This is a genomic window from Stenotrophomonas sp. 10L48 (assembly GCF_056395105.1).
Map to the genome: position 1 here is coordinate 136,878 of NZ_JBFTIX010000004.1, position 13,248 is coordinate 150,125.

At 66.8% G+C, this 13,248-nt stretch carries 17 protein-coding genes; 3 read left to right on the forward strand and 14 right to left on the reverse strand.

Annotated elements, in window-relative coordinates:
- Positions 1-43: 43 nt before the first annotated feature.
- On the reverse strand, positions 44-676 hold the full coding sequence (gene rlmE, locus AC1DCU_RS07965; RefSeq protein ID WP_025878911.1) for a 23S rRNA (uridine(2552)-2'-O)-methyltransferase RlmE: 633 nt from the start codon (positions 674-676) through the stop codon (positions 44-46).
- Positions 677-740: 64 nt separating this feature from the next.
- On the opposite strand from rlmE, the gene yhbY reads away from it, so the two are divergent.
- Positions 741-1,046: a ribosome assembly RNA-binding protein YhbY gene (gene yhbY, locus AC1DCU_RS07970; protein WP_025878910.1), complete on the forward strand. Its 306-nt coding sequence runs from the start codon at positions 741-743 to the stop codon at positions 1,044-1,046.
- A 12-nt stretch (positions 1,047-1,058) separates the two neighbouring features.
- Entirely contained in the window at positions 1,059-1,433 is a 375-nt protein-coding gene (locus AC1DCU_RS07975; RefSeq protein WP_032976512.1) for an Mth938-like domain-containing protein, read from the forward strand.
- A 464-nt stretch (positions 1,434-1,897) separates the two neighbouring features.
- Here AC1DCU_RS07975 and AC1DCU_RS07980 read toward each other — a convergent pair whose 3' ends face one another.
- The 4 genes from AC1DCU_RS07980 to surE are packed head-to-tail and all read right to left on the reverse strand — an operon-like array spanning position 1,898 to position 4,767.
- Entirely contained in the window at positions 1,898-2,683 is a 786-nt protein-coding gene (locus AC1DCU_RS07980; RefSeq protein WP_032976511.1) for a peptidoglycan DD-metalloendopeptidase family protein, read from the reverse strand.
- Positions 2,680-3,294 (reverse strand): YqaA family protein, encoded by a 615-nt coding sequence (locus AC1DCU_RS07985; RefSeq protein WP_025878907.1) that lies wholly within the window; start codon positions 3,292-3,294, stop codon positions 2,680-2,682. Before AC1DCU_RS07985 ends, AC1DCU_RS07980 begins: the two co-directional genes overlap by 4 nt.
- A gap of 19 nt (positions 3,295-3,313) precedes the next feature.
- Positions 3,314-3,991 (reverse strand): protein-L-isoaspartate(D-aspartate) O-methyltransferase, encoded by a 678-nt coding sequence (locus AC1DCU_RS07990; protein WP_025878906.1) that lies wholly within the window; start codon positions 3,989-3,991, stop codon positions 3,314-3,316.
- The gene (gene surE, locus AC1DCU_RS07995) at positions 3,988-4,767 is read right to left on the reverse strand and encodes a 5'/3'-nucleotidase SurE (RefSeq protein ID WP_032976510.1); all 780 of its coding nucleotides are present in this window, start codon (positions 4,765-4,767) and stop codon (positions 3,988-3,990) included. The genes AC1DCU_RS07990 and surE overlap by 4 nt, the downstream gene beginning before the upstream one ends.
- Positions 4,768-4,976: 209 nt before the next feature.
- Between surE and AC1DCU_RS08000 the strand changes: the two genes are divergently transcribed.
- Positions 4,977-5,516, forward strand: coding sequence for a Smr/MutS family protein (locus AC1DCU_RS08000; RefSeq protein ID WP_032976509.1), 540 nt, complete (start codon positions 4,977-4,979; stop codon positions 5,514-5,516).
- Positions 5,517-5,657: 141 nt separating this feature from the next.
- Here AC1DCU_RS08000 and truD read toward each other — a convergent pair whose 3' ends face one another.
- From truD to AC1DCU_RS08045, 9 genes are all read right to left on the reverse strand, one after another.
- Positions 5,658-6,689 carry a tRNA pseudouridine(13) synthase TruD gene (truD, locus tag AC1DCU_RS08005; RefSeq protein ID WP_032976508.1) on the reverse strand — a complete coding sequence of 344 codons (1,032 nt, stop codon included), beginning with the start codon at positions 6,687-6,689 and terminating at the stop codon, positions 5,658-5,660.
- A complete protein-coding gene (gene ispF / locus AC1DCU_RS08010; protein ID WP_025878902.1) occupies positions 6,686-7,183 on the reverse strand; it encodes a 2-C-methyl-D-erythritol 2,4-cyclodiphosphate synthase in 498 nt (165 codons plus the stop codon). The genes truD and ispF overlap by 4 nt, the downstream gene beginning before the upstream one ends.
- A gap of 34 nt (positions 7,184-7,217) precedes the next feature.
- The gene (gene ispD, locus AC1DCU_RS08015; protein ID WP_033830799.1) at positions 7,218-7,916 is read right to left on the reverse strand and encodes a 2-C-methyl-D-erythritol 4-phosphate cytidylyltransferase; all 699 of its coding nucleotides are present in this window, start codon (positions 7,914-7,916) and stop codon (positions 7,218-7,220) included.
- Positions 7,913-8,263: a cell division protein FtsB gene (gene ftsB, locus AC1DCU_RS08020; protein WP_025878900.1), complete on the reverse strand. Its 351-nt coding sequence runs from the start codon at positions 8,261-8,263 to the stop codon at positions 7,913-7,915. The genes ispD and ftsB overlap by 4 nt, the downstream gene beginning before the upstream one ends.
- A 4-nt stretch (positions 8,264-8,267) precedes the next feature.
- Positions 8,268-9,560 carry a phosphopyruvate hydratase gene (gene eno / locus AC1DCU_RS08025; protein WP_080149197.1) on the reverse strand — a complete coding sequence of 431 codons (1,293 nt, stop codon included), beginning with the start codon at positions 9,558-9,560 and terminating at the stop codon, positions 8,268-8,270.
- A gap of 97 nt (positions 9,561-9,657) precedes the next feature.
- Positions 9,658-9,990: a hypothetical protein gene (locus tag AC1DCU_RS08030; protein ID WP_032976505.1), complete on the reverse strand. Its 333-nt coding sequence runs from the start codon at positions 9,988-9,990 to the stop codon at positions 9,658-9,660.
- Positions 9,990-10,337, reverse strand: coding sequence for a hypothetical protein (locus tag AC1DCU_RS08035; RefSeq protein WP_312965340.1), 348 nt, complete (start codon positions 10,335-10,337; stop codon positions 9,990-9,992). Before AC1DCU_RS08035 ends, AC1DCU_RS08030 begins: the two co-directional genes overlap by 1 nt.
- Positions 10,334-11,164 (reverse strand): 3-deoxy-8-phosphooctulonate synthase, encoded by an 831-nt coding sequence (kdsA, locus tag AC1DCU_RS08040; RefSeq protein WP_012510652.1) that lies wholly within the window; start codon positions 11,162-11,164, stop codon positions 10,334-10,336. The genes AC1DCU_RS08035 and kdsA overlap by 4 nt, the downstream gene beginning before the upstream one ends.
- An 88-nt stretch (positions 11,165-11,252) precedes the next feature.
- Positions 11,253-12,917: a CTP synthase gene (locus AC1DCU_RS08045; RefSeq protein WP_025878896.1), complete on the reverse strand. Its 1,665-nt coding sequence runs from the start codon at positions 12,915-12,917 to the stop codon at positions 11,253-11,255.
- Between the last annotated feature and the right edge of the window lie 331 nt (positions 12,918-13,248).

Below are 13,248 nucleotides of genomic sequence, written 5' to 3' on the forward strand. Positions count from 1 at the left end.
TTAGTGCTGGCGTTGCGTTGGGGTCGAACTTACGGGGTCGAGCTTACTTCATGTGGGCGCGTTTTCCCTGACCCAAGGCATACACCTCGGGAGAGCGCTTGCGCGAGGCTTCCGGCTTGCGGATGGAGACCTTGTCGTACCGGCGGCGCATGTCGCGCACGTAGTCGTCAAAGCCTTCGCCCTGGAACAGCTTGATCAGGAACGCCCCACCAGTCTTGAGGTGGTTGTCGGCAAAATCCATGGCCAGCTCCGCCAAGTGCATCATCCGCGGCTGGTCGACCGCGTCCACACCACTCTTATTGGGGGCCATGTCCGACAGCACAAGGTCTACCGGCTGATCCCCGAGCATGGCTTCAAACTGCGATAGGACGGTTTCTTCCCTGAAGTCACCGTGAAGGAACTCCACGCCGGCCAGCGGCGGCATGTCCAGGATGTCCAGGGCCAGCACGCGGCCTGTATCGCCGATCTGTCTCCGCACCTGCTGAGACCAGCCACCTGGGGCCGCGCCGAGGTCGACCACCACCATGTGCGGCTTCAGCAGCCGGTCACGTTCGAGCAGTTCTTCAAGCTTGTAGGCCGCACGGGAGCGCATGCCTTCGGCCTGGGCCTTCTTCACGAAGGGATCGGAGAAGTGTTCCTTGAGCCAGCGCTGGCTGCTTTTGCTGCGGGTAGCCATTGGAAATAGGGGCTGATGGGGTCGCCATGATACCCTGATCGTCCCATTCAACCGTGTTTTCTGCATGCCCACTGCCTTGACCCCTTCCCAGACCCGTTTCCTGCGCGGCCAAGCCCACGACCTGAAGGCCCTGCTGCAGACCGGCGGCAAGGGCGTCACTCCGGCCTTCCTGACCGAGCTGAACGAAGTGCTGGAACGCCACGAACTGGTCAAGGTGAAGGTTGCCGCCGAAGACCGTGACGCCCGCGACGTGATGATCGGCGAAATCGTGCAGGCCACCGACAGTGCGCTGGTGCAGCGTATCGGCCATGTGGCCGTGCTGTATCGCCCGAGCAAGGAACACCGCCAGATCGTGCTGCCGCGCGGCTGATCGGACCCTGCCATGCAGCTGAACCACGAACTGCCCGACTACGCCTACAGCCTGCGCGCCGCTGACGGTCGCTCGGCACGGGTGAATGATCGCGTTCTGGGCAACAGCTTCTTCCTGACCCCGGACCAGCTGGTCGAACAGTGGCCGGTGACCGATGTCGCGGCGCTGCAGGTGGCTGACCTGGAGCCGATCCTGGCACTGAAGCCGGCGTTGATACTGCTCGGCACCGGAGAGCGCCAGGCGTTCCCGCCGGCGGTTGTCATGGCCGCCTGCCTGTCGCGCGGTATCGGACTGGAAGTGATGAACAATCCGGCTGCCGCACGTACCTTCAACATCCTTGCCGGCGAAGGCCGCAAGGTGGCGGCCGCCTTCATCCTGGAAGGCTGAGGCCCGAGGTCGCCGGGCATGGCCCGGCGCCACCTGAAACACACGTTGCGCATATGTAAGCGTCCGAGCCCATGCTCGGGCAGTGCTGCATTGCGGCGTACAGCCGCCGGGCATGGCCCGGCGCTACCCGTATCTGCCCGCGCTAGCGCGCCGGCAGATACTGTTGCGGGTCGAAAGGCAGCCGAGCACGGCGCGGCTCTACAGGCGCAAGGCAATCGCGGCATCTGTGAGCGTCCGAGCCCATGCTCGGGCAGCGCTCCATTGCGGCGTACAGCCGCCGGGCATGGCCCGGCGCTACCCGCGTATCTGCCCGCGCTAGCGCGCCGGCAGATATTGCTGCGGGTCGACCGGCTTGCCGTTGTAGCGGGTGAGCCGAGGGCGCTTGCGGCCCATGGGACGCGCCCTTGGCGAACGCCCGGCGCGCTGCGCCGGGCCGGGGATCCGCCCGGAGAAAGAGCGGCCGGTTACTTCGCCGGCAGATATTGCTGCGGGTCAACCGGCTTGCCGTTGTAGCGGATCTCGAAGTGCAGCATGTCCCGGTTGGCGCCGGTACGGCCCATCTCGGCGATCTGCTCGCCGGCCTTCACGCTCTGCCCTTCATTGACCAGGCGCTTGCGGTTGTGGCCATAGGCCGACAGCCACTGGTCGCTGTGCTTGATGATGATCAGCTCGCCATAGCCGACCAGGCCGGCGCCGGAATACACCACCACGCCATTGGCCGTGGCCTTCACCGGCGCGCCGCTGGTGCCGGCGATGTCCACGCCCTGCTTGGTTGCATCGCCGGCCACGTAGCGGCCCACGACTGCGCCATCGGCCGGCCAGCGCCAGGCGATGTTGCTCTTGACCGGACCGGCCGGACCCGGCGTCGGCGCGGTACTGCCGCCAGACGTGCTGCCAGCCGGACGCGGCGCGGTGACCACGGTGGTCGGCGCACGACCGCCACCGGAACCGGCCGGATACAGGCGGATCACCTGCCCCGGGTAAATGGTCGACGGGTTGTCCAGGTTGTTCCAGGCGATCAGGTCGGCCGGCGTGATGTCGTGGATGCGGGCCAGCGCATAGATGGTGTCGCCCTTGCGCACGACCACCGTCTGCCCCGGCTTGGGCACCGACGTCTTCGGCGTGCTGACGCCACTGCTGCCGCCGCCACTGGGCCGGACCACGGTGGCGGTGCCACAGGCGGCCAGGGTGGATACCAGCAACGCCAGCGCGCCGATGCGCACTCCCTTGCTCAGACGATCTGCACTCATGCGAACTTCGACCTCCATACAAGCCAGGCGATCAGCACCACCACCAACGCGGTGGCGATCCAGCCCAGCGGTTCAATCCATCGGCGCAGCGCAGCTTCCGCGCGCGCACCACCGATACGGATGACCGCAGCCAGCACGAACACGCGCTTGCCACGACCGATCAACATGCTCAACAGGTACTGCGGCATCGGCACGCCGACGATACCCGATGCCCACGTGAAGACCTTCATCGGAATCGGCATGAAGCCGCCCAGCACCAGGAAGGTGAACACCGCCCAGGGCGACTCCACCATCTTCGCCTGCACGGTAGCGATGCCCTGCTCGATCGCCGGCAGCATGCCCAGCGCCTCGAACACCGGCTTGACCGCTTCGAATGCATAGTGGCCCAGCGCGTAGCCGATCAGCGCGCCGACCATCGAGCCGGCCAGGCTGAGGGTGGCGAACCACCAGCCGCGCTTGGGCTGGGCCACGCACATCGGCGCCAGCATCACTTCCGGCATCACCGGGAAGATGATGGCTTCGAAAAAGCTCAGCACCATCAGATAGGTCGGCGCGCGCTCATGCGCGGCCCACTTCATCGCCCGCTCGTACAGCGGCCCGAAAATCTTCATGCAACCCTGCTCCGTGGATTCAATCGAGCATGCCAGACAGCAGCGGCACGAAGGTGACCGGCGCCAGCACGCGTTGTTCGATGCTGCCGTCATCCTTGCGGTCGAGCTGCACCAGCGACTGTGCGCCGGCGCCACCGACCGGGGCGACCAGGCGGCCACCTGCAGCCAGCTGCTCGACCAGCGCATCGACCAGTGCCGGTGCGGCGGCGGTAACCACGATGGCGTCGAACGGGCCATGCTCGGCCCAGCCCACGCGGCCGTCGTCGTGCTTGGTGCGGATGTTCATGCCCAGCGCGCGGAACCGCTTGCGCGCCTGCCGCAGCAGGTCACCGATGCGCTCGACGGTATAGACCTCCAGCCCCAGCGCGCCGAGCACGGCGGCCTGATAGCCCGAGCCGGTACCCACTTCGAGCACCTTCTTCGGCGCCACCTGCAGCACGGCCTCGGTCATCCGCGCCACTACCCACGGCTGGGAAATGGTCTGGCCGTGGCCGATCGGCAGCGCGGTGTCTTCATATGCGCGCGAGGCCAGGGCCTCATCGATGAACAGATGGCGCGGCACCACCCGGATCGCGTTCAGCGTCGACTCGTCGACGATGCCGGCTTCGCGCAGGCGGTCGACCAGGCGGTCGCGCACGCGCTGCGATGTCATGCCGATGCCGACTGCTTCCGGCTGCAGGCGCAGGCGTGGGCTCATGCCGGCCGGTCCAGCGCGGCGCTGAGGCCGCCGACCCAGCTGGCGACCTTTTCCAGTGCCTGATAGCGGGTCAGGTCAACCTGGATCGGGGTGATCGAAATGTAGCCGGTGCGCACCGCATGGAAATCGGTGCCCGGGCCGGAGTCCTGCTCGCGGCCGGCCGGACCGATCCAGTACACCTCGTTGCCGCGCGGGTCTTTCTGCGCGATGCAGCCTTCGGCGCGATGACGGTTGCCCAGGCGGGTGACTTCGAAGCCCTTGACCTCGCTCCACGGCAGGTCCGGCACATTGACGTTGAGGATGGTGTCGGCCGGCAGCGGATCGGCCTTGAGGCGGGCAACGATCTCCACTGCGGCACGCGCCGCCGTCTCGAAATGCTTGGGGTCGTGGTTACGGGTCACCAGCGACACCGCCACTGCAGGCAGGCCGAGGAAACGTCCTTCCATCGCCGCCGAGACGGTGCCGGAATAGATCACGTCGTCGCCGAGGTTGGCGGCATTGTTGATACCGGACACGACAATGTCAGGCTCGAATTCGAGCAGGCCGGTCAGCGCAAGGTGCACGCAGTCGGTGGGCGTGCCGGCCACCGACACGGTGTAGTGGTCGATGCGCTTGAGCCGGATCGGCAGATCCAGGGTCAGCGAATTGCTGGCGCCGGAGCGATCGCGGTCCGGTGCGACCACCGTGACTTCGTGCCCGGCCTCGCGCAGCACGGATGCAAGCATCCGGATGCCCGCCGCGTCGACACCGTCATCATTGCTGACCAGGATGCGCATCTTCGATTTAACCGCTTGATTTTCCAAGAATTCGATCCCGTCACCTTGCAACGTGGGCGAAGCCGGCCCGTCTCCTCCAGGGAGGCGGCAGCTCCGCAAGTGCGCTGACTATTGTGCCGCAAGCGGGCGCTGGGTCCTACCCTGTCTGCGGTCACGGCCGACATCCAACGGTCATAGGCAGACCCGCGCAGGCGGTTTACCCTGTGCGCATGTCGCACCCTGAAGACGAAGATCCGGCTGCATTGTTCCGTGCCGCCATCGGCGAAGTGACGCCGCTGCGCAAGGAAGTGGAGCCCGCGCCTGCTGCGCCGCGGCCGAGGCCGCGTGCGCGCATGGCCGAGCGCGACGACGCAGAAGCCGCCGGTGAGTTCGCCCGGCTGCTGCGCGACAACGCCCCGCTGGAAGCGGGCGACGTTGCCAGCTACCGGCGCGACAACCTGCCGCCACGCCTGTTCCAGCGCTTGAAGCGCGGACAGTACTCGGTGCAGGACGAACTGGACCTGCACGGCGCCACCGCCGCGCAGGCCGAGATGATGCTGCGCCAGTTCCTGCTGGAGGCGCACGCCCACGAGTACGGCTGCGTGCGCATCATCCACGGCAAGGGCCTGCAGTCCGATGGCAGTGCGCCGGTGCTGAAGAACCTGGTGGACCGCCTGCTGCGCCTGCGCAACGACGTGCTGGCGTTCCATTCCGCCCCGACCGGACAAGGCGGGACCGGTGCCATGCTGGTGCTGCTGGCGCGGCGCTGACGTTCTGCCGGTGGGATTCATCCACGCATGGCGTGGATCTACTGACGGCCCGTCCACGCATGGCGTGGATCTACTGTGGCGGGCGGAGGAAGGTGGATCCACGGCATGCGTGGATGCTCTTCGCCTCCGCCACCATTTCCGTCAGGCCTGCGACGCGTCCTCGACCGGGCCGAGCTCGTGCAGGACCGCGGTGGCATAGCAGCCTGGCGGCAGCGCAAAGGACAACTCCAGTACGTCAGCGGCCAGCCACTGGTGCTGCAGCAGCGCTGGACGCAGCCGCAGCGCGCGCCGCTCCTGCTTCAGCCGCGCCTCTTCCAGGCCGGCGCGCAGCGCCTTTGATTCGTCATCATCCAGCGCTGCCAGTTCCAGCTCACGGGCGGCGTCGCTGCTGCGCAGCTCACCCTCACCCCACAACGGAGCACTGGGGTGGATGTCGAAACGTGCCAGGCGCTCGGCCAGCACGTCGCTGTAGGGCTCGGGGCCGAACACGCTGCGGCTGCCATCAAGCATCCACACTTCGCCCTGCAGCGGCTGGTCCCAGCTGCCCTGCTCCACGCGTGCAGCGAGCACGCGGTTGAACAAGGCCGAACGCGCCGCCGACAACAGCAGCGAACGCTGGTCCTTGCGCATGCGCCGGCCACCGAACATCGCCAACGCAGCGGGAACGTTGCCGCCATCGCGACCGAAGCGCTGCTCGCCGAACCAGTTCGGCAGGCCACGCGCGGCGATCTGCTGCAGGCGCTCGTCGATTGCCGCCGCGTCACCCTGCACATCGCGCAGCACCAGCCTGAAGCGGTTGCCCGCCAACGCACCGCGCTGCAGCTTGCGGTTGTGCCAGGTGGAGTCGATCACCTCGATCTCGTCACTGGCCAGCTCGGCCAGATCGGGCGCGACGCGCTTGGGCAGATGTACGCTGAAACGCTGGGTGGTGACCGCGTTGCGGTCCTTCATGCCGGCATAGCTGACCGCCATTTCCGGCAGGCCTGCCCACTTGGCCAGTACCTTGGCCACGTGCACCGTATTGGCGCCACGCTTGCGGATATGCAGCAGCAGATGCTCGCCTTCACCGGTCGCTTCGAAAGCGGGCAGCTCATCGACCTGGAAATCTTCCGGCGTGGTGCGGATGCGCGCCTGCAGCAGCGGTGCACCGAACGCGAGCGGCAACGGGATCATGCGGCCACCAGCAGCACGACCGCCTGCGCAGCGATGCCTTCGCCACGGCCGGTGAAGCCCAGCTTCTCGGACGTGGTGGCCTTGACGCTCACCGCATCCAACGGCAGCTGCAACAGTTCACCGATGCGCTCGCGCATGGCCAGCGCATGCGGGCCGACCTTGGGCCGTTCGCAGATCACGGTGATGTCGGTGTTGCCGACACGCCAGCCGCGCTCGCGCAGCAGGCCATCGCAATGGCGCACGAATTCGCTGCTGTCCGCGCCCTTCCAGCGGTCGTCAGTGGGCGGGAAGTGCTGGCCGATGTCGCCCAGCGCGATCGCACCGAGCATGGCGTCGCACAACGCGTGCAGGATGACGTCGCCGTCGCTGTGCGCGAGCACGCCGCAGCTGTGCGGCACCGCGATGCCACCGAGCATGATGTGGTCGCCTTCACCGAAGGCATGGACGTCGTAGCCCTGGCCGATACGGACGGGCGGGAACGGGGAGGTGCTCATGGATGCAGCCCTTGCAGCAGGGCCGCGCGGGCGGTCAGCCGGCGCGGCGGGAGAGTACGAATTCGAAACGATCGAGATCGGCCGGCGTGGTGACCTTGAAGTTGTCCTCGCTGCCTTCCACCAGCAGCGGGCGCTGGCCCTGGCGCTCCATGGCCATGGCATCGTCGGTCACATCGATACCGGCGGCAGCGGCCTCGGACAGTGCGCGGATCAGCTGGTGGCGGCGGAACAGTTGCGGCGTCAGTGCGCGCCACAGGCGCTCACGTGGCTCGGTGCCGTCGATGCCACCATCATCACCAGCACGCTTGAGCGTGTCGCGTACCGGCGCGGCCAGGATGGCGCCGACCGGATCGGTGCGGCCCACTTCCAGCAGGCGGCCAAGATCGGCCTGCGACAGGTTCGGACGCGCCGCGTCGTGCACCAGCACGAATTCATCGGCACGCACGCTGTCCGGCAAGGCCTGCAGCCCCGCCAGCACCGAGGCGGCGCGGGTGGCGCCACCGGTGCAGGTCAGCACCGGTTTGCCCGCCCATTCGCTCCAGCCCGGCCAGTCGGCATCGTCCGCACCGATCACCACCATCGCCCCGGCCACGGCCGGGTGTGCCAGCAGTGCGTCCAGGGTGTGGGCGAGCAGGGTCTGCCCGCCCGCCTGCAGGTACTGCTTGGGCAACGGCGCACCAAAACGCGTGCCGCGCCCTGCGGCCGGAACAACCACCCAGATCGCCGCGCTCATGGCACGTCCGCAGGATGGTCACCGGCCGGGGCCGCAACCGGCGCAGGCTGCGCCGGACGCGTCGGTGCATCTTCCACGACGCGATAGAACTTCTCGCCGGGCTTGATCATGCCCAGCTCGCTGCGCGCGCGTTCTTCGATGGCGGACTGGCCTTCCTTGAGGTCCTTCACTTCGGCAGCAAGCGCATCGTTGCGCTGCTGCAGACCGTCATTGTCCCGCTCCTGGTTGGCGACCTGGGCTTCGAGCATCATCACTTCACCCGAATTGCCCGGGCCGAACCAGAAACGGTACTGCAGCCATGCCAGCAGCAGGGCCAGCAACAACAGCAGCCAGCGCCAGTCGCGCATCGGCTCAGCGCTTCAGCGACACGAACGCGTCACGACCAGCGTAACGCGCGCCGGCACCGAGGGCTTCCTCGATGCGCAGCAGCTGGTTGTACTTGGCCACGCGATCGCTGCGGCACAGCGAGCCGGTCTTGATCTGGGTGGCGGTGGTCGCCACCGCAATGTCGGCGATGGTGGTGTCCTCGGTTTCACCCGAACGGTGCGAGACCACGGCGGCGTAACCGGCACGGTCGGCCATGGCGATCGCTTCCAGCGTTTCGCTGAGGGTACCGATCTGGTTGACCTTGATCAGGATCGCATTGGCGGTGCCCGAATCGATGCCTTCCTGGAAGATCTTCGGATTGGTGACGAACAGATCGTCGCCGACCAGCTGCACCTTCTTGCCGATGCGATCGGTCAGCAGCTTCCAGCCCGCCCAGTCGTTCTCGGCCAGGCCGTCTTCGATGGTGATGATCGGGTACTGCGCGGCCCAGTCAGCCAGGAAGTCGACGAACTGCTCGGAGGTCAGGCGCTTGTTCTCGCCGACCAGGTTGTACTTGCCGTTCTCGAAGAATTCGCTGGAGGCCACGTCCAGGCCCAGCAGCACGTCTTCACCGGCGGTGTAGCCGGCCTTGCCGATGGCTTCGAGGATGGTGTCCAGCGCTTCGACGTTGCTGCGGAAGTCCGGCGCGAAGCCGCCTTCGTCGCCCACCGCCGTGCTCAGGCCGTGGCCCTTCAGCACCGACTTCAGCGAATGGAAGATTTCGGTACCGGCACGCAGCGCTTCGGAGAACGAGGTGAAGCCGACCGGCAGCACCATGAACTCCTGGAAATCGACGTTGTTGTCGGCGTGCGCGCCGCCGTTGATGATGTTCATCATCGGCACCGGCAGCGACGGGGTCGCGCCGGTCTTGGCGGCCAGGTACTGCCACAGTGCCTGCTTGCTGGAGGCAGCGGCGGCGTGCGCGGCGGCCATGGAAACGCCCAGCAGTGCGTTGGCACCCAGGCGGCCCTTGTTCTCGGTGCCATCCAGATCGATCAGGCGACGGTCCAGGCCGGCCTGGTCGGTAGCCTCGAAGCCCTTCAGTGCGTTGGCGATGGCGCCGTTGACGTTGTCGACGGCCTTGCGCACGCCCTTGCCGAGGTAACGGGTCTTGTCGCCGTCACGCAGCTCCACCGCTTCCTTGGTGCCGGTCGATGCGCCGGAGGGAACCGCGGCGCGACCGAACGAACCGTCCTCCAGGGTGACTTCGGCTTCCAGCGTGGGGTTGCCACGGCTGTCGAGGATTTCACGGGCATGGATGCTGCGGATCGTACTCATGGTCGGGCCGGTTACCTGTATGGAGAGGGGGCGACAAAAACGAATGCCGCGTGATTATCCCCGGCTACCCCTCACTTGCCAAATGGCGTGATGGGCCTCAGCCCCAGCTGGACCCGATCACGATCAGCAGCAGCGACACCAGCATCACCAGCAGGGCACCGGCAATGGTCGCGCACACCGGCCCGCGCCGGCGTCGCCAGGCCATCACCATCGCCACCAGGCTGCCCACGAAGGACAGCACCAGCGTGACCAGCGCGCCCAGCATCCAGTACTGCATGGCCTGCACGCCGTTGTTGCCATCCCCCGGCGGACGGAAGCTGGCGGCGAAGGCCAGCACGCCCACGAGCAAGCCGCCCCAGGCGAGCACCGACAGCAACAGGGCGATCAGGCCCCACGGCCAGCTGCGCGAGGGTTCAGGCATCGTATTCATCAAAGAAGATCGTGCAGCAGGATGCCCGCCCACAGCGACAGCACGACCATCGCCAGTGCAGCGGTAACCCTGCCCCGGTTCAGGCGCCAGCCGAGCACTGCGGCGAAAAGCCCTGCGGAAATGGTCAGCACTTCGGCCACCGCCAGGGCGATGACGAAGGGCATCAGGTTCACTACCGGACCGCCGGCACTGGACGGGCGCATGCCGGCACCGAACAGCATGCCGATGGCGAATACACCCGACACCGACAGCAACGCCAGGCCGAGTGCGATCGGGCCCCACGGCCACTGCCGCCAGCGCCGGCGACGACGCTGGATCTCCAGCGCCGCCTGCGGGTGCTGGCTCACGCGAAGCGCGAGAAGCCGTGCTTCTTGGTCACCGCATCGAGCTCCATCAAGGTCTCGAGCAGGGCTTCCATCTGGTCCAGCGGCCACGCGTTGGGGCCGTCGGACAGCGCCTTGGACGGGTCCGGATGGGTTTCGGCGAACAGGCCGGAGATGCCCACGGCAACCGCGGCACGCGCCAGTACCGGCACATGCTCGCGCTGGCCGCCGGAACTGGTGCCCTGCCCGCCCGGCAACTGCACCGAATGGGTGGCATCGAACACCACCGGGCAGCCGGTATCGCGCATCACCGCCAGCGAACGCATGTCGCTGACCAGGTTGTTGTAGCCGAAGCTGGCGCCACGCTCGCAGACCATGATCTGCTCGTTGCCGGTGGCCTTGGCCTTCTCGACGACGGGCTTCATGTCCCACGGCGCCAGGAACTGGCCCTTCTTGATGTTGACCGGCTTGCCGGCCGAGCACACCTTGCGGATGAAGTCGGTCTGGCGGACCAGGAACGCCGGGGTCTGCAGCACGTCCACCACCGAGGCCACTTCATCCATCGGGGTGTATTCGTGCACGTCGGTCAGCACCGGCACGCCGATCTGCTTCTTGACCTCGGCCAGCACCTTCAGGCCCTCTTCCATGCCCGGGCCACGGAAGGCCGTGCCGGAGGTGCGGTTGGCCTTGTCGAAGCTGGACTTGAAGATGAAGTTCACACCGAGCCTGTCGGTCACTTCCTTCAGCTTGCCGGCGGTATCCAGCTGCAGCTGCATCGACTCGATCACGCAGGGGCCGGCGATCAGGAACAGGGGCTGGTCCAGCCCGACCTCGAATCCACACAGTTTCATGGCGTTTCCTTGTTGTCCGCTACACCGGCAGTGCCGGTGCGCTGGGGTTGAAGCGAGCAAGATGGGGGCCGGCGGCCCCCATGACAAGTCAGGCGCGCACTTCCTGCAGCAGCTTGCCACCGGCCTTGCGCTCGCGCGCGGCACGGATGAAGCCGATGAACAGCGGGTGGCCATCACGCGGGGTGGACAGGAATTCCGGGTGCGCCTGGCAGGCCAGGAACCACGGATGCTGGTCGCGCGGCAGTTCAACCACTTCCACCAGGGTGTCGTCCATCGACTTGCCGGCGATCACCAGGCCGGCGTCTTCCAGCTGGGTGCGGTAGCGGTTGTTGAACTCGTAACGGTGGCGGTGGCGCTCGGCGACCACGTCCTTGCCGTACAGTTCGCGGGCCAGCGTGCCCGGCTTCAGGCGCTGCTCCTGCAGGCCCAGGCGCATGGTGCCGCCCAGGTCACTCTTGTCGTCACGCTTTTCCACGTCGCCGGTGGCCGTGCGCCATTCGGTGATCAGGCCGATCACCGGGTTCGGCGACTGGCGATCGTTCTCGGTGCTGTTGGCGTCTTCCAGGCCCACTACGTGGCGCGCGTAGTCGACCACCGCAGCCTGCATGCCGTAGCAGATGCCGAAGTACGGCACCTTGTGCTCACGGGCGTACTGCGAGGTGAGCACCTTGCCTTCGAAGCCACGGTCGCCGAAACCACCCGGCACCAGGATGCCGTCGACATCGGCCAGCGCGGACATGTCGCTGCCTTCCAGGTCCTGCGCTTCCAGCCACTTCAGGGTGACCTTGGTGCGCTGACGCAGGCCACCGTGCTTGAGCGCTTCGCCGACCGACTTGTAGGCGTCCTGGTGGTCGATGTACTTGCCGACCACCGCGATGGTCACCGCATCCAGCGGATGCAGGGTGGCATCGACGGCGTCTTCCCACATCGACAGGTCGGCCGGGCCGGCCTTGTCGGCCAGCTTCAGCTGGTTGATGACGATCTCGTCCAGGCCCTGTGCGTGCAGGCCCATCGGAATGCGGTACAGCACATCGACGTCGGGCACGCTGATCACCGCGCGCTCGGAGACGTTGGTGAACTGGGCGATCTTGCGACGCTCCGAATCCGGTACCGGCTGTTCCGAACGGCACAGCAGCACGTCCGGCTGGATGCCGATCGAGCGCAGTTCCTTCACCGAGTGCTGGGTCGGCTTGGTCTTCAGTTCACCCGCGGCGGCGATGTACGGCACCAGGGTGAGGTGCATGAACAGCGCCTTTTCCGGGCCGCGCTCGGTGCGTACCTGGCGGATCGCCTCCAGGAACGGCAGCGACTCGATGTCGCCGACGGTGCCGCCGATCTCCACCAGGGCCACGTCGAAGCCCTCGGTGGCTTCGTCCATGCAGCGACGGATCTCGTCGGTGATGTGCGGAATGACCTGCACGGTCGCGCCCAGGTAGTCGCCGCGGCGCTCCTTGCGGATCACTTCCTCATAGATGCGGCCGGTGGTGACCGAGTTCTTGCGGCTCAGGCGGGTGCGCACGAAGCGCTCGTAGTGGCCCAGGTCGAGATCGGTTTCGGCGCCGTCGTCGGTGACATACACCTCACCGTGCTGGAACGGGCTCATGGTGCCCGGGTCGACGTTGATGTACGGATCGAGCTTCATCATCGTGACCTTCAGGCCACGCGCTTCGAGAATGGCGGCCAGTGACGCGGCGGCAATACCTTTGCCGAGCGAGGACACCACGCCGCCGGTTACGAAAATCAAGGGAGTCATGGCTGCAAGCATCCTGTCTGGAAATGGAAAACGGCAGCGCCACGCCTGCCCGGGGGGCGGGCGTGGAGCAGAAAGGGGGTTTTCCGGTTCGCTGGAGCAGCGAGGGAGGTGCGGGCCCGGCCAGCGCAATGCGCCAGCGGGGAACCACCCTGCGAGGTCGGGGCGGCCGTGCCGGTCACTTCGACCGTCACCTGCGACCCGCTTTGCTGGAGGCCACGCTTGGCCGTGCCAGCCCATTCGCAAATGGTGGACACGCACTTACTCCCGGAAAGCCATAGTTTACAGATAGATGGCCGCCAACCCAAGGGGCAGATGGCGCCATCGGCAAAAA